The sequence below is a fragment of the Phytohalomonas tamaricis genome (assembly GCF_003012345.1).
In the GTDB taxonomy this organism is placed as follows: domain Bacteria; phylum Pseudomonadota; class Gammaproteobacteria; order Pseudomonadales; family Halomonadaceae; genus Phytohalomonas; species Phytohalomonas tamaricis.
This window is the reverse complement of sequence record NZ_PVRV01000020.1, coordinates 67,230-88,873: the sequence shown is the minus strand read 5'-3', so window position 1 is coordinate 88,873 and position 21,644 is coordinate 67,230. Positions and strand designations below refer to the sequence as shown.

15 protein-coding genes are annotated in these 21,644 nt (G+C 52.0%); 8 read left to right on the top strand and 7 right to left on the bottom strand.

The window, feature by feature from the left end; translation table 11 throughout:
• Positions 1 to 154 precede the first annotated feature (154 nt).
• Positions 155 to 1,699, top strand: a complete 1,545-nt coding sequence (locus C3Z11_RS05940; protein ID WP_262927268.1) for an acetyl-CoA hydrolase/transferase family protein — start codon at positions 155 to 157, stop codon at positions 1,697 to 1,699.
• Between the two features lie 81 nt (positions 1,700 to 1,780).
• Here C3Z11_RS05940 and nadE read toward each other — a convergent pair whose 3' ends face one another.
• Together nadE and C3Z11_RS05930 are read right to left on the bottom strand one after the other, a co-directional pair.
• Complete coding sequence (gene nadE, locus C3Z11_RS05935; RefSeq protein ID WP_106477041.1) at positions 1,781 to 2,620, bottom strand: ammonia-dependent NAD(+) synthetase; 840 nt, start codon at positions 2,618 to 2,620, stop codon at positions 1,781 to 1,783.
• Positions 2,621 to 2,879: 259 nt separating this feature from the next.
• The gene (locus C3Z11_RS05930) at positions 2,880 to 3,941 is read right to left on the bottom strand and encodes an acyltransferase family protein (protein ID WP_106477040.1); all 1,062 of its coding nucleotides are present in this window, start codon (positions 3,939 to 3,941) and stop codon (positions 2,880 to 2,882) included.
• Between the two features lie 338 nt (positions 3,942 to 4,279).
• Between C3Z11_RS05930 and C3Z11_RS05925 the strand changes: the two genes are divergently transcribed.
• From C3Z11_RS05925 to C3Z11_RS05910, 4 genes are all read left to right on the top strand, one after another.
• The gene (locus tag C3Z11_RS05925) at positions 4,280 to 5,629 is read left to right on the top strand and encodes an erythromycin esterase family protein (RefSeq protein WP_262927267.1); all 1,350 of its coding nucleotides are present in this window, start codon (positions 4,280 to 4,282) and stop codon (positions 5,627 to 5,629) included.
• Positions 5,630 to 6,007: 378 nt separating this feature from the next.
• Positions 6,008 to 6,745: an ATP-binding cassette domain-containing protein gene (locus C3Z11_RS05920; protein ID WP_106477038.1), complete on the top strand. Its 738-nt coding sequence runs from the start codon at positions 6,008 to 6,010 to the stop codon at positions 6,743 to 6,745.
• Entirely contained in the window at positions 6,742 to 8,223 is a 1,482-nt protein-coding gene (locus C3Z11_RS05915) for a glycine betaine ABC transporter substrate-binding protein (RefSeq protein ID WP_106477037.1), read from the top strand. The genes C3Z11_RS05920 and C3Z11_RS05915 overlap by 4 nt, the downstream gene beginning before the upstream one ends.
• 907 nt (positions 8,224 to 9,130) lie before the next feature.
• A complete protein-coding gene (locus C3Z11_RS05910) occupies positions 9,131 to 9,346 on the top strand; it encodes a hypothetical protein (protein ID WP_106477036.1) in 216 nt (71 codons plus the stop codon).
• Positions 9,347 to 9,363: 17 nt separating this feature from the next.
• On the opposite strand, the gene C3Z11_RS05905 is transcribed toward C3Z11_RS05910, so the two are convergent.
• From C3Z11_RS05905 to acnB, 3 genes are all read right to left on the bottom strand, one after another.
• Positions 9,364 to 9,768 (bottom strand): hypothetical protein, encoded by a 405-nt coding sequence (locus C3Z11_RS05905; RefSeq protein WP_106477035.1) that lies wholly within the window; start codon positions 9,766 to 9,768, stop codon positions 9,364 to 9,366.
• A gap of 180 nt (positions 9,769 to 9,948) precedes the next feature.
• Positions 9,949 to 10,551, bottom strand: a complete 603-nt coding sequence (locus C3Z11_RS05900) for a porin family protein (RefSeq protein WP_106477034.1) — start codon at positions 10,549 to 10,551, stop codon at positions 9,949 to 9,951.
• 386 nt (positions 10,552 to 10,937) lie between these two features.
• Positions 10,938 to 13,541 (bottom strand): bifunctional aconitate hydratase 2/2-methylisocitrate dehydratase, encoded by a 2,604-nt coding sequence (gene acnB, locus C3Z11_RS05895; protein ID WP_106477033.1) that lies wholly within the window; start codon positions 13,539 to 13,541, stop codon positions 10,938 to 10,940.
• 276 nt (positions 13,542 to 13,817) lie between these two features.
• On the opposite strand from acnB, the gene miaE reads away from it, so the two are divergent.
• On the top strand, positions 13,818 to 14,432 hold the full coding sequence (gene miaE / locus C3Z11_RS05890) for a tRNA-(ms[2]io[6]A)-hydroxylase (protein WP_106477032.1): 615 nt from the start codon (positions 13,818 to 13,820) through the stop codon (positions 14,430 to 14,432).
• A 28-nt stretch (positions 14,433 to 14,460) separates the two neighbouring features.
• A complete protein-coding gene (locus C3Z11_RS05885) occupies positions 14,461 to 18,342 on the top strand; it encodes an AAA family ATPase (protein WP_106477031.1) in 3,882 nt (1,293 codons plus the stop codon).
• Positions 18,343 to 18,422: 80 nt separating this feature from the next.
• On the opposite strand, the gene C3Z11_RS05880 is transcribed toward C3Z11_RS05885, so the two are convergent.
• Both C3Z11_RS05880 and C3Z11_RS05875 read right to left on the bottom strand, forming a co-directional pair.
• Positions 18,423 to 19,163 carry a UDP-2,3-diacylglucosamine diphosphatase gene (locus C3Z11_RS05880; protein ID WP_106477030.1) on the bottom strand — a complete coding sequence of 247 codons (741 nt, stop codon included), beginning with the start codon at positions 19,161 to 19,163 and terminating at the stop codon, positions 18,423 to 18,425.
• Between the two features lie 113 nt (positions 19,164 to 19,276).
• Positions 19,277 to 19,774: a peptidylprolyl isomerase gene (locus C3Z11_RS05875; protein WP_106477029.1), complete on the bottom strand. Its 498-nt coding sequence runs from the start codon at positions 19,772 to 19,774 to the stop codon at positions 19,277 to 19,279.
• A gap of 182 nt (positions 19,775 to 19,956) precedes the next feature.
• Between C3Z11_RS05875 and C3Z11_RS05870 the strand changes: the two genes are divergently transcribed.
• Positions 19,957 to 21,633 (top strand): glutamine--tRNA ligase/YqeY domain fusion protein, encoded by a 1,677-nt coding sequence (locus tag C3Z11_RS05870; protein ID WP_106477028.1) that lies wholly within the window; start codon positions 19,957 to 19,959, stop codon positions 21,631 to 21,633.
• The last annotated feature ends 11 nt before the right edge of the window (positions 21,634 to 21,644 follow it).

The window sequence follows — 21,644 nt, the reverse complement described above, 5'->3', positions numbered from 1 at the left end:
ACGCGGGATGTCGTATAGACGCCGTACGCGCTTTGGCCGCGTCCTGTTGTACTGGGCAAGACAACTAAAGTTTTATAGGGTGGCAGAAATGACATTGCCAACGTTGCTTGGGCAACTCTTATAACGGCAGAGGTCGTAACAACCGGGGGTGGGGATGAAAGCACTGGCGGAGCAGCGTTGCCAACTGGCAGGCTGGCAGGATCGTGTGATGTCGGCTGACGAAGCTGCAGCAATGATTGACGATGGCATGGTTATTGGTATGAGTGGCTTTACCCGCGCGGGAGAAGCCAAGGAAGTCCCGATGGCGCTGGCTCGCCGGGCGAAGCATGACCCGCTCAAGATTACTCTGATGACGGGCGCCTCATTGGGTAATGATATTGATAAGCAGCTGACCGAGGCCAATGTGCTGGCTCGGCGTATGCCGTTTCAGGTTGATACTACCCTGCGCCGGGCGATCAACAGCGGTGAGGTGATGTTCATTGATCAGCATCTTTCCGAAACTGTAGAACTACTCAGGAACAAGCAGCTTGGCAAGCTCGATATTGCGATCATCGAGGCCAGCGCTATCACTGAAGACGGTGGTATTGTGCCGACCGCCTCGGTAGGCAATTCAGCCAGTTTTGCTATTTTGGCTGACAAGGTCATCGTGGAGCTGAACCTGTCGACACCTGAGGCCCTGATAGGCCTGCATGACATCTATATTCCGCAGATGCGACCGCGTCGTGAACCGATTCCCATCACAGCATCTGACAGCCGCATTGGGACGCCCTATATCCCGATTAATCCTGACAAGATTGCGGCCATTGTGTTGACCGAAGGGCAGGATAGTCCGTCTAACGTTCAGCAGCCCAATGAAGATACCCAGCAGATTGCTCGGCATTTGATCCGTTTCTTCGAGAAAGAAGTTAAGGCTGGGCGGCTATCCTCCTCCTTGCTGCCGTTGCAGGCGGGCATCGGCACGATGGCCAACGCAGTCATGAACGGCTTGATCGATAGCCCCTTCGAGAACCTGACCATGTACTCCGAAGTGCTGCAGGACAGTACCTTCAACCTGCTCGACAGCGGCAAGATGGTATTCGCCTCGGGAAGCTCCATTACGCTTTCAGAGAAATGCGGCAAACATGTGTGGAACAACCTCGATCACTATCGTGACCGGATTGTGCTGCGGCCTCAAGAGCTGTCGAATCATCCCGGCATTGTCAGGCGGTTGGGGATTATTGCGATCAATACGGCGCTGGAAGCCGATATTTATGGCAACGTCAACTCCACTCATGTCAATGGCACGCAGATGATGAATGGGATCGGTGGTTCAGGAGATTTCGCACGTAACGGCCAATTATCAGTGTTCATCACCAAGTCGACGGCTAAGGATGGTGCCCTGTCGAGTTTCGTGCCGTTTGTCAGTCATGTCGATCATAACGAGCACGATGTCGATGTGCTGGTATCCGAGCATGGTTTGGCCGATCTGCGCGGCTTGGCGCCGCGTGAGCGCGCCAGAGTCATTATCGATAACTGTGCCGATCCCTTCTATCGCACGGCGCTTAATGCCTATTTCGAAGAAGCCTGTCAGCGTGGTGGACAAACGCCACACTGTCTCGAAAAGGCGCTTTCGTGGCATCAGGCTGCCCAGCAGCAGGGATCAATGCGCTCAGTAGCCGAAGCGTTGATTAGCGCCAACAGCGAAAAAAGCTCAATCTGATAGCGTCTATTAACCCCAAAACGGGGGCTGTTGCCCCCGTTTCGATAGCTCGCTGCCTTGCCGTTATCGGCTTGCCCAACTTTATGGAGTAGGCGGAACGTCACGCTTATGCTGAGTGCTGAAATATTTCTGAATGATAATTTCCGCGACATCGTCTGAGACATCCTGCCCATGCAGGAATCGATCGATGTCCTGGTAAGTAACGCCGTAGGCGTCCTCATCAGGTCGACCAGGATTAAGCTCTTCAAGGTCAGCGGTTGGTACCTTCTGATGGAGTTTTTCAGGTGCGCCCATCGCTTTGGCGAGGGCACGCACTTGATCTTTGACTAACCCACCCAGCGGGGCCAAGTCACAAGCGCCATCACCAAACTTAGTGAAAAATCCCATCACGGCTTCAGCGGCATGATCAGTGCCGATCACCAAGCCATTGCGCGCATTGGCGATAGTATATTGTGCGATCATGCGCATCCGCGCCTTGACGTTGCCAAGCGCAAAGTCACGTGCTTCGGGCGATAGATTCTGCAACGGCTGCACTGCAGCAGCTAAGCCATCAACGGCGTCGCCAATATTGACCGTTTCGGTTTCATCCGGCTTGATGGTGTCTATGGCCAGCTGAGCATCGTCTTCATCTTTTTGTACTTTATGTGGCAGACGTACGGCAATAAAGCGCATTTCCTCGTGACCCTGAGAACGTAAGCGTTCTACCGCACGCTGCGCCAACATGCCCGCCGTGGTTGAATCCACGCCACCGCTTATCCCCAAAACGAGGGTCTTGGTGTTCGAGTTAAGCATGGCGTCGGCGATAAACGCGACGCGTCTGTTGATTTCATTATGGACGGCGTTGTCAGTTTCAAAAGGAGGCTGGACGTTCAGCGCTTTGATGATGTCCTGTTGAGTCTGGCGAAGATTATCGCTTGGCATGGCATCCTCTTAAGTCCCTTTGGCCATGTTAGGTTTAGGGCCAGTGAGTAGGTAAATGAACAATGAAAAACTGCAATGTCTGTTTCCAGTGTAGACATTAACAGCCATAACGATAACGCGCATGCGTGTTATGACGCTTCGTGCCAAGACCTTTTCTAGGAGTACATGTTCAGGACAAGCGTCCCCGCTCGCCAGCGAAATAGCCGATGCTTGTCCTATTGAAGCAAGTCATTTCAACAGGTTCAGTTTCGTTTGATCCTTAATAGGCAGTACGAAAGAGAAAAGAACGCGATGGGAAAGTAAACAGCGCTTTCCCTAAGCGACGATTCAGCAGTGCATGCAAGGCCAGACACAGGATGGCGTTCATGAGGGTGAGCAAGGGAGGCCCGATAAATGCCAGCAGTTCAGCGGCAACGCCTTCAAGTTCAAGCGGAATGATAATCAAGGCACTTGTTAGTACAAAAAACATGTGCATGACATAGATGGGTAATGTCTGGCGTCCGACAGCACATAGCAGACGTAGATTGAGATACGTAGTCAGCAGCGCAAACAAGTCGATGGCGGCAAACACTATGGCAAACGCTAGCAATAGTTTTACCCCGGGGACGGTCAGCAGATCATATTTTGCAACGATGGGCATCGGGACTACTGCAACTATTGCCAGCAAGAAAAATCGCTTGGCGTGGAACTCGCTGAAATGACGCATGATGAAATTGCGTCCAAAACAGCCAAAAGCAAAAAAAACACCATTCTCGATCAGACTGCTCGCATGCCATACATCCTTCATTATTCCTGTAAATGCTTCAGCCAGGGCGAATGCGATGAGTGTGGGTATGGCCATCTCTCGTAAGGCTTTACAGATCACAAAGTAGATGGCCAGTGCATAAAGGTACCAGAGACCACTGCTACCACTGAAAGCTTTCCATATAAAACCGCTAATGGTCGTGGGCAGAGGATCACTGTCTGGAATAACAGCGGGATTGCCGTATTCGCTGATGAGGTTACCAAATCCCCAGTATGCTGCCATCCAGAGTAGGTATAGCCACAGCATAGTAGCTATGCGTGGGCGAAACGTTTGTTGCCAACTGCGAGAAAAAACCGATGAATAGGCCAAAAAGCCCGAAATCATAAAGAATAAAGGCATCCTTAACGGCGTTAATGCAGTAACGCCGACTACCCAGATTTTATAGCCTAACGTGTCAGTCAAAGCGCCTGCGCCAAAAATAAAGAAGGTTGTGTGGTAAAGCACTACAAGCAGAATGCAGGTGCCTTTAGCTGCATCGACCCAATCGATGCGTTTTGAGCGGGAATGAGTTGGCATGCGCTTACCTGCGGGTTTGGTTTTATCAATTTTTTATATAAAGCCAGCAAGATATTAGTCTCTGTTAAATAAAAACCTATGCACGTTCGGCTAAACATGCAGAACGGTTGCTGGATGGCAGGTTTAGTCAAGTATTGGTGATAGCTGTTGCGGAACAGGTGTTGGTGGGTATTTCGCTCTGATCGTTTGAGTTTTGTTTAGCAATCGAGAATCAAATCATGCACAGGAACAGGGGGAGGAGTAGGCATGTTATGTCTACAGTGACATATAAACATTTAACTACTCAGTGGGAGCTTTTCGAAGCAGGGTCATAGGAAAGCGTAGCGAAGGAGGCAATGATGACCAGCAGGAATGCGACACGATTAATGCATCATTCATTCTCGGCAGAAGAGGCTGCGGACCGGATTCGCCATGTCTGTGTGCCGTTGCCCTCATTGGATGACCCAGTGGCTTTCGGTGCCATGTTCGAGAGCTTCTCTGACGCCCGCGTCGTGATGCTAGGCGAGGCCTCGCATGGTAGCTCGGAGTTTTACCGCGCCCGAGCGGCTATCTCGCGTTATCTCATCGAGCATCACGGCTTCAATATTGTTGCTGTCGAAGCTGACTGGCCGGATGCCAACCGCATTGACCGCTACGTGCGCCATCGTCAGGCCATGACTAGTGAAGAAGAGGCATTTGCCCGCTTTCCAACCTGGATGTGGCGCAACGAGGAAGTGCACGATTTCGTTGATTGGCTGCGCACCCATAACGAGCAGTTGCCGTTCGAGCAGCGCACCCAGTTTCGCGGCCTCGATGTCTATAGCCTGCGTAGCTCGATGGGACAGGTCATAGACTATCTTGAGCAGGTCGACCCCGAGGCAGCGCTACAGGCACGCAAGCGCTACGAGTGTTTGACCCCGTGGCAGTCCGATCCGGCCTACTATGGCCATGCGGTGATGATGGGCGATCGTGATCCATGTGAAGACGCCGTCATAGCCCAGCTAGAACAACTGATTGGAAAGCGTCTTGAGTATGATGGTGATGATAGTGGTGAGGACTACTTCGATGCTGCCCAAAATGCGCGCATTGTCCGGGCCGCTGAGCAGTACTACCGCCTGATGTATCGCGGCTCGACTGAGTCATGGAACCTGCGCGACCGCCACATGTTCGACACTCTGCAGCAGCTGATGCGCGCCAAGGGGCGCGACGCCAAGGTCATCGTCTGGGCACACAACTCGCACATCGGCAACGCCTCCGCCACCGAAATGGGATGGCAGGGCCAGTTCAATATTGGCGAGCTGGCCAAGACCGCTTTTGGCGACGAGGCGGTGCTGATCGGCTTCGGCACGGATTCCGGTACCGTGGCCGCCGCTGACAACTGGGACGAGCCGGTGAGGATCAAGGACGTGGTGCCGTCGCGGGCTGATTCCTATGAGCAGGTCTTCCTGCAGACCGGCATTCCTTGCTCGCTGACCGATCTGTGCGGCTCGGAGCGTCAGGAGGTCCGCGAAGTGCTCGCCGAGCCGCGGCTAGAACGGGCGATTGGCGTCATCTATCGGCCGGATACCGAGTATTACAGCCACTATTTCAAGGCAGTACTGCCGGAGCAGTTTGATGCCTACGTATGGTTCGAACAGACCCGTGCAGTAACGCCGCTTGACCGAGATATGCCCGTGGGCATGCCTGATACTTATCCCTTCGGCGTCTAAGGTTATACCGTTATATTTTTATATTTAATCTTCGGCTGAAAGCAGTCCGAAAGATATTAACGAAATGACAAAAAACAGGTGGCGGAGCTTACGCATCGCCGCCTATTTTTTTCATGCCCGCGTTTTGGACGCAGTACGCGCCTTACCTTCTTCATAAGCTCGATCCATGGATATCTGCGGCAACCAGATAAATTTTGGTGTTCCAGTCTCTCTTCTGGATTTGTCGATGGCCTACGAGCCTACGGCTGACATCCGTTTATACTGCAGCCAGCATTCGATAACTTGTCATGTTGTTAATAGCTGCAGCACACTGGTTTTACAAAAATTGTAAAAGCAATAATCGTCACACACTTCATTATTAGTGCAAGGGATTCTGCCATGAATGGAACCGCACCTGCGGTAGGCTTTCGTGATCTATATAAAGGCTTTGATAGCCAGCGTCTGTTTGAAGGAATTAACTTGGAACTTCCCGATCATGCAGTGACTGCCATCGTTGGCGCGAGTGGCTGTGGCAAGTCGACGCTGCTCAATCTGATCAATGGTCTGCTGTGCCCTGATCGAGGCGAAGTGACCGTCTTTGGCAAGCCGCTGGACTACGATCATCTTCCTGCAGTCCGGCGCCGCATCGGCTATGCCGTACAGCAGATCGGACTGATGCCGCATCTACGCGTACGCGATAACGTCCAATTGCTTGCCACGCTTGAGAAATGGGATCAGTCACGACGGCAGGCGCGCATCGAGAAGCTCTTCACGTTGATGGATCTCGATCTAGCTCTGCTGGAACGTTATCCGCATCAGATATCGGGTGGTCAGGCGCAACGGGTTGGCTTATGCCGGGCAATGATGCTTGAGCCGCCACTCTTATTGCTGGATGAAGCTTTTTCGGCCGTCGATCCGATTACCCGTGTTGAAGTGCATGAACGCTTTGAGTATTTGCAACAGGAGGAAAAGCGGGCAGTGGTATTGGTGACGCATGACATGGCGGAGGCAATCAAGCTGGCCGATCATCTGGTGGTGATGGGGCCAGGGCGCGTGCTCCAGGCTGGTTCGCCCGACGAAATACAGCATGCCCCCGCCAGTGCTGACGTGTCCCGACTGATGGAGGCGCGTTCATGATCCGCATAACTCTGTTGATGGTCCTAATGCTCACGGCAGGTATCGCCCAGGCAGCCGAAACGATTTCCATTGGCAGCAAGGCTGATCGTGAAGGGCACCTGCTTGGTGAGATTTTTGCGCAGAAGCTTGAAAACGATGGTTTTAATGTCGACCGGCGCTTTGGGCTTGGACAGACCGTGGTGTCTTATCAAGCGCTCGCTGGGGGTGAAATTGATGTTTATCCCGAGTATACCGGCACGATTGCACAAACCATTTTCAAGACCGATGACAATGAGATTGACGCTCTCAATTCTATAGCGTCTCAGCGCGATCTACGCATCTTGCCGTCGTTGGGATTCAACAATACCTATGCATTGACGATGAAGGGCGAGCAAGCCGAAAAGCTGGGAATGCACACCATTGGTGATTTGGCAGAACATCCAGAGTTGCGACTGGGACTGTCGCATGAATTCATCGAGCGTGACGATGGCTGGAAAGGGCTTAGCCGTGCCTACAATCTACCGCAGCAGCCGACAGGATTGGAGCATGGTATCGCTTACCAGGCGATCAATGATGGGCGTATAGATCTGACCGATGCTTATTCTACCGACGGCGACCTTCAGCGCTTTAATCTGATTTTGCTTGAAGATGATCAGAACTATTTTCCTCAGTACTTAGCCGTGCCTTTCATACGCGCCGATTTGCCCCAGGCAGCAATCTATAGTCTGTCGCAGTTGGCGGGTCTTATTAATGAAAACCGTATGCAAAGCATGAATGCTGAGGTGTCTGCCGAAGGCAAAAGCTTCTCCTCCGTGGCGCATGAGTTCCTCACTGAGGAGAACCTTATCGCTGCAGATAGCAGTTTCCAGGCCCGCTCGATATGGGATGAATTGGGCGAAGATCTGATTCGTCATTTGGAGTTGACGCTGTCGGCGCTGGCCCTGGCCTGTGTGGTTGGTCTGCCACTGTCGCTGCTGGTCTATCGTATGCCACGTATCTCACGTGTAGTGCTTTACGTGGCGGGCCTGCTGCAAACGATACCTTCAATAGCGCTGTTGGCATTGATGATTCCACTATTTGGCATTGGGGTATTTCCGGCAATCGTTGCCCTGTTCCTCTATTCCTTATTGCCCATTGTGCGTGCGGCGATTACAGCGCTTTTGACCGTTGATCCTCTGCTGACTCGTGTAGCTAAAGGCATGGGCCTGACCAAACGTGAGCAGCTTCGTCATGTTCTGATACCGCTGGCGGCGCCCAACATGCTGACCGGGATTAAGACGGCTGCGATCATCAATATTGGCACGGCAACCTTGGCGGCATTTATTGGCGCTGGCGGTCTGGGTGACCCGATTGTTACCGGACTGAGCCTGAATAACTATGAACTTGTGTTGTACGGCGCTGTTCCGGCCGCAATGCTGGCGATTATTACTGAGCTGGCTTTTGAAGTGCTGGAGCGGGTAACAATTCCAGCTCACATGCGTGGTTTGAAACGCTCCTAGCAGCAGTGACTACTCGTAGCAGATTGATAAAGGCTAGTGTTGTAAAAATAGCCTACGCTGAGGAGGCGGTCGTTGAGATTGGACGCGACTGATTGACACGTATTTTGAAATTTAGAACAGGGAGAATGGCATGAAAAAGGGAATGTTGTGTCTTGCAGTGTTAGCGATTGGTGGGATCACGGCTGGCTGTGCTAGTCAGGACCAATCAGGTGGCGGTTCGCCTTCTTCTGGCAGTGCCTCAAGTGAAACGTCTTCCACCAACACCGGAAGAACTCCGGAAAGTGGTATGCAGTCCAGTAGTTCAATGTCCGGCCCTAGCGGTCAATCAGCGGGTTCGCCTTCTACTACCAATACGGGAAGCACCTCAGGAAGTAGCATGCAATCCGGTAGTTCAATGTCCGGTTCTAGCGGTCAATCAGCAGGTTCATCCTCTATCAATACCGGAAGAACCTCAGAAAGTGGCATGCAGTCCGGTAGTTCAATGTCTGGCCCTAGTGGCCAATCGGCGGGCTCCTCTTCTACGCAGTAATTATTTGTCCTGCGAGAAGTCTGGAAAGGAAGGCACGCATGGCGTGCCTTCACTTTATTTACTTCTCGCTCATAAGGGCAACGCTGCTCATGTCACCACCGTGTGGCAGTAAAGAGATGGTTATACTGAAATTTAAATCATCAAAAGGGAACGTTATGAGTGTCTGCAAGATAGGGCTGGGTGTGCTGTTTACGCTAGTAGTTAGTGGATGCGCTGGGGCTGGTCAGGGGAGTGGCAATGAGCCTGCTGTCAGGCTTGAACCTCCGGTAGTCAATAGTGAAGGCACTCGAGATACGCAAGAGGCATGTATACCTAAGCCAAGCGGTCCTACGTCCTGCTGAGATGATCTATCGTAGCTGCTGAGTGAGGAGTATTTTTATGCAAAAAAGAGAATGGTTAATCCTGTCTTTTCTAGTCGTAGCAAGTATTTCTACCGGCTGTGCGCATGAGCCTCAACAGCATGAAATGACCAATGCACCTGCACCGCCACCGCCACCGCCCACGATCCAGCAGGATAACCAGCGCGATAGTATGGATAAAAACAGTGGGGTACGTCCTATGACTTATCCATCGCGCAGTCATGCTGAGCAGTGAGCTACCTCGCGATACGCTTAGCGGTTGGCGAGTTTGGTACTTAGGACACTATCGATGTCCTTGATGCTATCTGGTTCAAGTTTTATGAAAGGAACACGAAAGCTATTAAGTGCCGTCATGGTCTGGCTATCGAATAGTTTCAAATCATCTTCTCGGGCATAGATCAGTGCCGTTACGTTATGTCGTTCAACTAATGAAGGCACTTCACTGGGGTAATAAACGCGGGTACCTTCGACAAAGGTGCCGTGATTCCATGGGAAATCATCAATAAGCGCGATTGATTCATAATCCTTGGCGTGAGTGAGTAATGATTGGACGCGATAATGGTCAGCACCCAAGCCGCAGACAATAACGGGCAAAGGCTGTGCTCGTTTGCTATTTTGAGATGCTAATGCACGCAAATGGTCGAAGATATGTTTCATGAGGCTGCCTAATTCTATAGCGTGACAATACGGCTAGTTAGCTCACCATTGTCGAAAGCTGACTTTTGCCAGTGACAGGATTTTAGGCAAGATGCGATGTTACTCAAAGAAAAGGGAGCAAGGCATTAAGCCTTGCTCCCTTTATTGCATAAAAGCCAGCAGCAGGCTTTTAAAGCATGATCAGAACTGAACACCAACTGATGCAGAAGTGACATCAAGACGGTAGTCGCTGTCCATGTCGTAACGCGTGTATTCAGCACGGGCGAAGACAGGCAGTTGCTTGAACTGGTACTTCACACCCAAGCCATAAACCGGGTCTGTACCGTATTCATTGGAAACACTGGTACCGTCAGAGAAGTTGCCATTGCCGTTAGCTTTCCAATAAGCAGCACCAACACGAGCGTAGCCAATCAAGCCGGCATAAACAGGAATCTCACCGATTGCGCTCAGGCTATAAGCCTTGGTGCTATATTCGCCACTGTTAGCATCGCCACCGAATTCAATGTCGCCAAAATCAGTGAAGTTGGCTTCAGTAGAGAACCAGTTATTGAACTTGTAACCGACGAAAGCGCTTTGCGCAGTATCGTTGTTATCGGTTACACGCGTGTCGCTGTTGTTGTCGCCGAAGCCACCGATGTCGGCGTCATGAACAATAGTGTTACCTGCGCCGACACCAGAATAGAGACCTTGGGTAGTTGTATCGGCAGCGTTAGCAACGCCTGTGCCTACAACCAGCATGGATGAACAAATAAGAGGGGCGGTGAAATAAGAAATACGTTTCATGATGATCTCCTTGCAAAAAGGCTAGCAGGCTTTGGCTTCCTGCCATAAACCGATCGTTCATAATTAAGAACGGTGTTTTCAAACTAATTTTTAGCACTCATATGCCACTTAGTCAAAATAAAAAGAGTTTCGTCTCGTAAACGGAGATGAAACGTCGGTTTATTTTTATAGTTCTATATAGTTAGGACTTCTCGGCAGCGATGCCAGTAGGGTGCTGCTTCAAGCTCGCCGGTTTGCGCTACTAAAATGATAGTTTGTCTTGAGGAGGGTGCAAAAGTTTAATCACATGACTCAAGAATGTTTGAGCCATATAAATAAAAAGCGCCTCGCTCAGTAGGAGCGAGGCGCTTCATTTCTACCCTGATGCCTAGTATGCCTTGAAAAGATCAGGCTTCTTGGGCTAGAGGGATAACAGTTGACGCTATTTTTTTATACTGCTCGATCTCATGGAAGTTCATGTAGCGGTAAATTTCACCTGCCATGGCATTGAACTGACCCATATAGCCCTTGTACTCCTCGACGGTGGGGAGGCGGCCTTCTACAGCGGCAATCGCGGCAAGCTCAGCTGATGCCAGATAGACATTGGCACCATCACCTAGGCGGTTGGGGAAGTTGCGGGTAGAGGTCGAGACAACTGTCGATTTGGGGGCTACACGTGCCTGGTTACCCATGCATAGCGAGCAGCCCGGCATTTCCATGCGTGCACCAGCACGACCGTAGATACCGTAATAGCCTTCTTCGGTCAGCTGATGCTGGTCCATTTTGGTCGGCGGTGCGAGCCACAGGCGAGTTTTCAGCGAACCGGCCGGCTGTTTCTCAAGCAGCTTGCCCGCCGCGCGGAAGTGACCGATGTTGGTCATGCACGAGCCGATGAAGACTTCATCGATCTTTTCACCGGCGACATCGGACAGCCAGCGCGCGTCGTCAGGGTCGTTCGGCGCACAAAGCACTGGTTGATCGATCTCGCTTAGGTCGATTTCGATGATTTCAGCATACTCGGCATCTTTATCGGCGCGCATCAGGCTCGGGTTGTCGAGCCATTCCTGCATCGAAGCGATACGGCGGTCAAGCGTACGTGCATCGCCATAGCCATTGCTGATCATCCACTTGAGCAGAGTGATGTTGGACTTTAGATATTCCGTCACGCTTTCGTCGGAAAGTGTGATGGTACAGCCTGCAGCGCTACGCTCGGCAGAGGCATCAGAGAGTTCGAAGGCCTGCTCCACGGTGAGATCTTCGAGTCCTTCGATTTCAAGGATGCGGCCGGAGAAGGCATTTTTCTTGCCTGACTTTTCAACCGTCAGAAGGCCCTGCTTGATCGCGTACAGCGGGATGGCATGGACGAGGTCGCGCAGCGTGATGCCGGGCTGGCGTTGGCCCTTGAAGCGCACCAGTATCGATTCCGGCATGTCCAGCGGCATGACACCCGTTGCCGCAGCAAAAGCGACCAGGCCAGAACCTGCAGGGAAAGAGATACCCATCGGGAAGCGTGTATGAGAGTCACCACCCGTACCGACAGTATCAGGCAACAGCATACGGTTCAGCCAGGAGTGGATGATGCCATCACCAGGGCGCAGTGAAACGCCGCCGCGGTTCATGATGAAGTCAGGCAGGGTATGCTGCATCTCGACATCGACCGGCTTGGGATAGGCCGCCGTATGGCAGAAGGACTGCATCACTAGATCGGCTTGGAAGCCTAGGCAGGCCAGATCCTTCAATTCATCGCGGGTCATCGGACCGGTAGTATCCTGCGAGCCAACGGTTGTCATTCGTGGTTCACAATACATGCCGGGACGAACGCCTTCTATGCCACAAGCCTTGCCGACCATTTTCTGCGCAAGCGTGAAGCCTTTACCGGTATCCTGAGGCTGCTCGGGGGTGCGGAAAACATCGAAAGCGCCAAGGCCCAGGAAGTCACGGGCTTTCTGCGTCAGGCCGCGTCCGATGATAAGGGGAATACGACCACCCGCGCGGACTTCATCGAGTAGAACGCCAGTCTTGAGCTGGAAGGTTGTCAACACTTCGTCCGTATTATGACGGCATACCTTGCCTTCATAAGGATAGACATCAATCACATCGCCCATTTCAAGCTGGGAAACGTCCATCTCGATAGGCAGAGCACCGGCATCTTCCATCGTATTAAAGAAGATGGGTGCTATCTTGCCACCGAAGCAGAAGCCACCGGCACGCTTGTTAGGGACATGAGGGATATTGTCGCCGAAGAACCACAATACCGAGTTTGTCGCGGACTTGCGCGAAGATCCCGTGCCGACTACGTCACCCACATAAGCGACAGGATAGCCCTTGGCCTTGACGGCTTCGATCTGTGCAAGCGGACCTGTAGTGCCGGGATTGACCGGCTCTATTCCTTCGCGTGCATTCTTGAGCATGGCATTGGCATGCAAAGGAATATCGGGACGTGACCAAGCATCAGGCGCAGGGGAGAGGTCATCGGTGTTGGTTTCCCCCGGGACCTTGAATACTGTTAACGTGATCTTTTCTGGCACAGCGGGGCGTGACAGGTACCATTCTGCTTCGGCCCAGGATTGAACAACGGCTTGGGCATGCGTGTTGCCGGCCTTGGCGCGATCGGCGACATCATGGAAAGCGTCGAACATCAAAAGCGTATGCTTGAGTTGTTCGGCAGTTACGGCAGCAAGCTCATTATCGTCAAGCAAGGAAACGAGTGTGGCAATATTGTAGCCACCCTGCATGGTACCCAGCAGTTTAACCGCATGGATTTTATCAATCAGCGGTGAGCTGGCCTCGCCTTTGGCGATGGCCGCCAGAAAACCGGCTTTGACGTAAGCCGCCTCATCGACACCAGGAGGAATGCGCTCGGTGATCAGTTCGAGCAAAAATTCTTCTTCACCGGTGGGCGGATTCTTAAGAAGTTCGACCAGCTCCGCTGTCATTTCAGCATTAAGCGGTTTGGGCGGGATACCTTCGGCAGCACGTTCCTCAACGTTTTGACGGTAAGCTTCGAGCACGTTGATAGACCCTCATCAGTTTTTAGTATCGAATCGCAGCGATAGTGTGCGGCTAGTCAGCCGCTACATTAGCGCGCTTCGAGCGAAGCGGAGTTTACGGCAAAGTGTTGACAATGTTAAGAGGGCTGCTAATGCATGAGATTGAACTTTGGTCGCTTGGAACGGGACTTTAAACACTCATAATTTCATTGCAGAAACAATTTTTTATAACATGGGTTAATGTCACCTTGTTGGGCGAACGGTTATCGCTGACAAGGAATTGAAAAAGGAGGAGTCATGAGTGATTTAATGCCTAGCCAGTTACAGGCTTTTTTACCCTGTGAGACGCCACAGCAATGGATTGAAGCAGCGCTACAGAACGAGCGGATATTACTCATTGATCATGCGCAGTGTGAAAAGAAAGCGGCATCTACTGCCATGAATCTTATGTATCGCTACGTCGATCGCCCCGAACTGTTGACAAAAATGGCTCAACTTGCACGTGAAGAGCTGCTTCACTTCGAGCAGGTAGTCAAAATTATGCTAAAGCGCGATATAGCCTATGAACATCTGTCAGCATCACGTTACGCTGAAGGGCTACGGCGGTACGTGCGTGCTAATGATCCGGATCGTCTGGTCGATATTCTAATTGTTGGTGCCTTCATCGAAGCTCGCTCCTGTGAGCGCTTTGCCAAGCTTATTCCACACTTGGACGAAGATCTCGGGAAATTCTATCGAAGCCTAGTGAAGTCGGAAGGGCGACATTTTGAAGACTATTTGGAATTGGCCGAGCAGTACGCCGAAACATCAATTGAGTCGCGTGTCGCATTCTTTTCAGAGTGTGAGCGCGAGTTGATTCAAAGCTACGATACTCAGTTTCGTTTTCACAGTGGCCTACCGACCGCTGCCTGAGTCTTGACCGAGGAGCGGTTACTACCTCATGACGCAGGAAAGCTCTTCTCACGTTCGCGTGCAGCTGTTTGGAAGTTTCGAGCTAAGGCTTGAAGGCCAGCTACCGACGCCGTTCAGCTATGACAAGGTCAAGGCGCTGCTTCTTTATCTGCTGTTACACGATCAGGCCGTTAGCCGGGCAGCATTGGCTGAAGTGTTATGGCCTGATCAAAAAGCCGCTTCGAGCCGAACCAATCTGCGTCATGCGCTGCATAGCTTGCGGCAAACGCTGGGCGCGGAGGCAGAGCGAGTGCTCATCGTCTCCCGACAGACGCTATCGCTGCAGCATGGCGAGCGTTGGCGGCTTGATGTCGGTGAGCTTGATGCGCTACTGCGTAATACTAACGGCGCAGGGACACTTGAGCGCGTGCTGGAGATTTACAAAGGGGAGCTCGCCGACGGACTGCAACTTCCGCAGTGTCCTGCCTTTCAACGTTGGTTGCTGCAGACTCGCAGCGCCTGGCGCCAGCGAGTACTGGATTGTGCCGAGCAACTGCTCGAGCATGAATCCAATGTTACTATCGAAATACTGCGCATGCTGGTGCAGCGCTTTGACAGTTATACCCCCTTCCAGGAGCGGTTGGTGCAGAAGCTTGCTGAAAGCGGCCAAGCCGCTGCTGCGCATGAGCAATTCAATGCGCATCTCCAGCAGTTGACGCTGACCGGACAACAGCCACCTTCCTCATTTCTCAAGCTTGCTCACTTCTGGACGGGCAGCAGCGAGTATGCGCAATCTTCATTCGTGAATGAAGTAACGACGCTAACACCAACTTATAGCGACACGCCTCTTGATGAGGAGGAAGTTAACTATCGTCAGCTCTCGGTGATGGTCATGCGTCTTACACTGATCAGTGAGCAGCATAACCGTCGCTGGGAGCGGGATTGCTTTCAACTGCAGCGTGAGCTGATGCGCTGGCTGGAGCATCAATGCCATCATCTGGGCGGATTTTGGCTTCCGGGGGCCGCAGGGGGAATGGGAATGGCGTGCTTCGGCACGAATGGTCCCACCCATCAACTGGCCGAATTGGTCGCCCTTTATGAGCACTGTCGTCTTCAGCTACCCGATGAGTTAGCCCGTAGGTGGCAAGGGGAGGATGAACCGCCACAATTTGAACTTTCTGCCGGTCTGCATAGCGGGCGGGTACTTTATATTCCTAATCGCCACGTTATAGATCCCCAGGGTCGCGTTACGCAGCCGGCGCTTGAGCTGATGAGCGCTGCAAAAGGCAGTGAGCTGGTCATATCTCCTGTCGCAAGTCAGCATATGCCACCGGCACTTGATCTACAGCCGCGTCTTTCCATGCGTATTCTTGCTGCCAACGGTGAAGTGCGTCTGCGTGCGCTCGTGCTAGGTAGCGTGGGGCGAGGAGAGATTACTCCTCCGAAGCTGATTGGTCGAACTGCTGAAATACGCCAGCTCCAAGATGCGTTGGCGCGTGTCGGCATCGGTTTGCGCCAAAGTGTGCTGATTCGAGGCGAGTCGGGAATGGGTAAAAGTGCCTTGATGGTCTATTTCCGCTTGCTAGAACAGAGTCAGAACGTGGAGCTTTGCTGGTTAGCTACTACTCGGATGTCCTCGCAGGAGCCCTTTGGTCTTGTTCGCTCGATATTACGCTGGCGGTTAGGTGGCCATTTTGACACGCCTGCTATCGAGGCTTTAGTGGCGCAGAATGCTGCGGCTTCGCGTTGGGACGAGAATACTCGGGCCTTGCTGTTGCAGCTCCTTGGGCTCAATGAGCCCGGCCAAGGGCTGAGCTATCAGAGTGGAGAAGCCATTGAACTGATGATCAAGACGCTTCAGCTTGTGATTGAGGCGCGTACGATAGCTCATCCTCTGATTATCATGATCGACGACTTGCAATGGCTCGATGAAGCTTCGCTAAAAGTCTTGGCTGGACTTCATGTGCGCTTGCCGATTCATAAGCGACTACTGCTGATCGGCAGCTATCCGGGCAAAGAGGCTGCATTGCCGATTAAATTCCATTGGGATCAGCAGATCATACTGGGCAGGCTTGATACGGCGCATATTGCTGAGCTTTTAAATTATCTTGTGCGACGCTATCGCCTGCAATTGGGGCCGAGGCTACGCCATCAATTGATTGAACGCTGCGATGGCGTACCTCTTTATCTGCATGAACTGTGCCGTCGTCTGGATCTGGACCGGAGAGAAGGCCGGCCGATACAGATCGAAAAGTTACCCGGTGAATTATTTGGATTGTTATCGAGTCGTATCGATCAACTCGAGCAATACCGAGAAGTGGCTTACGTCGCGGCTGTCATTGGAAAGCAGTTCCGTTCAGGGATGCTGCGCGATTGTCTACAGTCTGATAGTACATTCTTAAAGCAGGCATTGGAGCGCATGCAGCGCCTTGAGATTATTGAACCTTGTGCTCAGGCGGAGGGATTTGACTATCAGTTTTGCCATCAACTCCTTCAGGAAGCTGCTTATCTGGCCTGTCCTGAAGAGGTGCGACGCAAAATTCATAATCATCTCGTTGAGGTGATCGAGCAGGATTTTCCTACATGGCTAGGACGTCATCCCGGCTATTTTGCGATGCATCTATCGAAAAGTGGGCGTTTTGCTCGTTCGGCACGTTACTTTGAGCTTGCAGCCCGTGATGCATTACGGGTTAGTGCCAATAGAACGGCCCTTAAAATGGCGGACGATGGTCTTGAGTGTCTTGAGCAGATGGAAGGCAAGGGCTACATCGAGCGTAAGGTGAGCCTCTTGATCATAAAAGGACAGGCGGGTTTCGCATTGGAAGGGCATGGCTCATCCGTGGCGCTCAAGAGTTTTCAATCGGGGCGGCATTTACTGGGTGAATATCCTGTCTTTAATGATGAGGATGAAGAGAGTCTGGAGTTGCGCTTTCTTGTGCACTGGGGGCTCTGGGTCGGCTGCATTGAACGTCAGGCACTGTCTGAAGCTCGTGAAATAACCCAGCAGCTGCAGACACTCGCGACGAATTTCGAGGATGTCCGTTATTCACGCCTTGCGCTATATGCTGCAGCGTTGTGTGATTACTGGTCGGGCAACTTGGATAGAGCCTTCGAGCTTTTCGACGCACTTGATCCTCTCAATAGCAATATGACCTTTGAGTGGCTGCCCTATAGTGAGCATCCCCAGGTATCTGCATGTGCCTATCAGGCTTGGGTATGGTGTTGGCAGGGCAGTTATGAGAAGGCGCAATACCATATCGAAGCAGCCATTCGGATGGCGGAAAGGATCAACCACCCCGGGACATTGGCCCTGGTTCTAATCTGTTCAGCATGGTTGTACCGTCAATTGGGGCACTTCCATTTGGCACATGAGCGTGCGCAGCGCGCCGCAGGCCTGACCCATACGCCCGATTTAAATCTTCTCTATCTCTCCGCTCGGTGTATCGAGGAGTGGTGGAAAGGCTTAGGTGGTGACGAAAGCGCATTGGCCACTCAGGAAGGGCTGCTTGAGCAATCCATGGAAATGTTCGGACCTGATCATTATCGGCATCCAAAAATATGGTATGTCGATACTTGTTTGGCGTTAAGGCAATTTGATAAAGCCAAAATATACTTGGAGCAGAGCGTGGCGAAAGCGCGTGAACAAAAGTCGCTATATTTGCCCGAATTGTTGCTGTTGCTGGCGAAAAGCTATAGAGCTCAGCATGAGGCAGACACGCGCATTCCCACTTTGCTTGAGGAAGCGCGATGCGAAGCATTGCAACAGCGTAATACCCATATGCAACTGCTGATTCTAGAAGCGCGCCTTGACTGGTTTCACGAAACGGAAGAAAAAGTGCGTGCCCCATTTAGTGGATGCATAGAACGCCTTGAGCCTAGTAGCATGCCGCTACTGTTCCGGCTACGTCAGTTCATGGGGCATGCGTACTGATATTAGCACGTGATCAGGGGCGTTTTTCGGAACATGCGACCGGTCATGTGAAGCCATGATGAGCCAATGGGCCTGAGCGCTTAGCAAGGCAATGCGGAAAGCGAAAAGTGCTCAAGTGTCAGTGTCAAACCATCGAAGCGTACTTCCCATCCCTCGTCGTCATGCCAATCGCCGATGACATAGCGTTTAGCTGCTTCATCATGCAGTTTGAAATCATGTACATCGGGTCTATGCGTATGTCCTTGAATCAGGATGTGTACATGGTACTGATTCATGATGTTTTCCACTTCTTCTGGCGTGACATCCATGATGTCCTGCGCCTTCCGGGAATTGGCTTCACCGGATTGTTCACGTAGCTTCGCGGCCAACGCCATGCGTTCCCGGACAGGCATGGCAAGCACTTGATGCTGCCATTGTGGATCGCGTGCCATAGCGCGGAACTTCATGTATTCGGTGTCTTGCGTGCATAGGCTATCCCCATGCATGAGTAAAATCGGTATGCCGCCGAGTTCTATCATGGCGGGATCATCGATCAATGTTGCGCCTGTCATCTTGGCAAATTCATCGCCGAGCAGAAAATCACGGTTCCCATGCATGACATAGAGCTTGGATCCCGTATCGCTGTACGCTTTCATCGCGGCAAGAATAGGAGCTTCAAACTCACCATAGGCATCATCGCCAATCCAGCTTTCGAACAGGTCGCCCAAAATGTAAAGTGTTTCGGCACCTGCTGCTCGATATTCAAGATAGTCAAGAAAGCCCTGAGCGAGGGCGGGGGTATCGGGTTGTAAATGCAGATCGGAAATGAACAGCGTCGTCATGGCATCTCTTTAATTTTGTGTATCGTGAATGCGAGTTCCGAGGCGCTGCAGATCTTCATGATTTCTCATTGAAAAGGCCCGCAGCGCTCGGGGTGGTTTTTCGCATTACGCGATCAGGCGGCGACTACCTTTGCCTGGCGGATGACAACGTCCTCAGCGGGGACATCGGCATGCATGCCGCGGCGTGTAGTTGCAACGCTCTTGATCTTGTCAACAATATCCATGCCTTCCACTACTTCGCCAAACACACAATAGCCCCAGCCTTGTGCTGTCGGTGATTTATGGTTAAGAAAATCGTTATTGCCGACGTTAATAAAAAACTGAGCAGTAGCCGAATGAGGATCATTGGTACGTGCCATGGCGACACGACCCTTGTCGTTGGTCAGGCCATTGTTAGCTTCATTCTCGATGGGCGAACGTACCGCCTTCTGTTCAAAATCAGGTGTGAATCCACCTCCCTGAATCATGAAGCCATCAATAACACGATGAAAAAGGGTGTTATCGTAATGGCCTTCACGCACGTACTGCTCGAAGTTGGCCGTCGTCTTGGGCGCTTCGTCATGGAAAAGCTTGAGTTTGATATCGCCATAATTGGTTTCGAGAAGAATCATGCTTGAATCCTGAGTGCGGGTGATGACTGGGCTGGGCGGATAAATTACCGCTTCGCCGCACGGAAAAGGTTCGTCTTGGCGCAGTGCGCAGACGTCACGCTATAATAGCGGCTTTGCACGAATGGGCGAAACCGCTTGTCCATTGTGAATAGCCCGAACAAACAGAGGTCTTGCGACGCCCCATGAGTTTAGACAGCACTAGTGCACCGAACTTCATTCGCAACCAGATACGCGAAGAGATCGACACGGGACGCGTGGATACCGTTGTTACACGCTTTCCACCCGAGCCTAATGGTTATCTTCACATTGGTCATGCTAAATCGATCTGCCTGAATTTTGGCCTTGCCGAACAGTTCGAGGGCCAGTGCAACCTGCGCTTCGATGATACCAATCCTGCCAAGGAAGAGCAGGCCTACATTGACGCTATCAAGGAAGATGTTGAGTGGCTCGGTTTCATGTGGGCCGGCAAGGTGCGGTTTGCCTCCGATTATTTTGATCAGCTCTATGCCTGGGCGATCCATCTGATCAAGGAAGGCAAGGCTTATGTCGATGATTTAAGCGCTGAAGAAATGCGTGAGTACCGAGGCACGTTGACCGAACCAGGCAAGCCAAGCCCGTATCGTGAACGTTCTATTGAAGAAAATCTCGACTTGCTTGAGCGAATGAAACGAGGTGAATTCGCCGAGGGGGAAAAAGCACTGCGTGCCAAGATCGATATGGCAGCTGCGAATATCAATCTGCGTGACCCGGTACTTTATCGTATTCGTCATGCTGCTCATCATCAGAGTGGCGACAAGTGGAAGATATATCCTTCCTACGACTTCACTCATGGCCAGTCCGATGCCATTGAAGGCGTGACGCATTCCGTCTGTACGCTGGAATTTGAAGATCATCGTCCGCTGTATGAATGGTTCTTGAGTAATCTGCCGGTGCCCAGTCGGCCACGACAGATCGAATTTGCTCGTCTCAATCTTAATTATACCGTTACCTCAAAACGTAAGTTGAAACTACTCGTCGATAAGCACATCGTTGACGGTTGGGATGATCCGCGTATGCCTACAATCTCCGGTATGCGCCGGCGCGGCTATACGCCGACCTCAATTCGCAAGTTCTGCGACATGATCGGCGTGACGCGTGCTGATGGCGTGGTTGACATCAATATGCTGTATCACGCCATTCGCAGCGATCTCGAGGATAACGCCCCGCGTGCCATGTGCGTGATGAAGCCGTTAAAGGTAGTGCTGACTAACCTCGATGAAGCGCATGAGGAGGTGTTTGAGGCGCCCGGTCATCCAGCACGTGAAGATATGGGCATGCGCAAGCTGCCGTTCACGCGTGAAATCTGGATTGACGCCGACGATTTCCTGGAAGAGCCGCCCAAGAAGTTCTTCCGCCTGGCCCCGGGTCAGGAAGTACGTCTGCGTAATGCCTATGTTATCCGCTGTGATGAGGTCATCAAGGATGACGCGGGTAACATCAGCGAATTGCACTGCAGTGTCGATCTCGACACGCTGGGGAAAAATCCAGAAGGGCGCAAGGTCAAGGGGGTCATCCACTGGGTGAGTGCCAAGCATGGTGTGCCGGTCGAAGTGCGCAATTATGACAACCTGTTTCAGGTCGAGGCGCCGGACAAGGACCGCGACGTTGATTTCCTTGAGCATCTCAATCCGGAATCATTGCAGGTTGTTCATGCTGTCGGTGAGCCGGACTTGGCTAAGGTTAAGCCAGAAACGAGTTTTCAATTCGAACGTGTTGGTTATTTTTGTGCCGATCGACATGACTGCCGTGACGGCAAGCTCGTATTCAATCGCACGGTCAGCCTGAAGGATGGCTGGGCCAAGATGCAAAAAAAAGGCTAATCGCACGATTC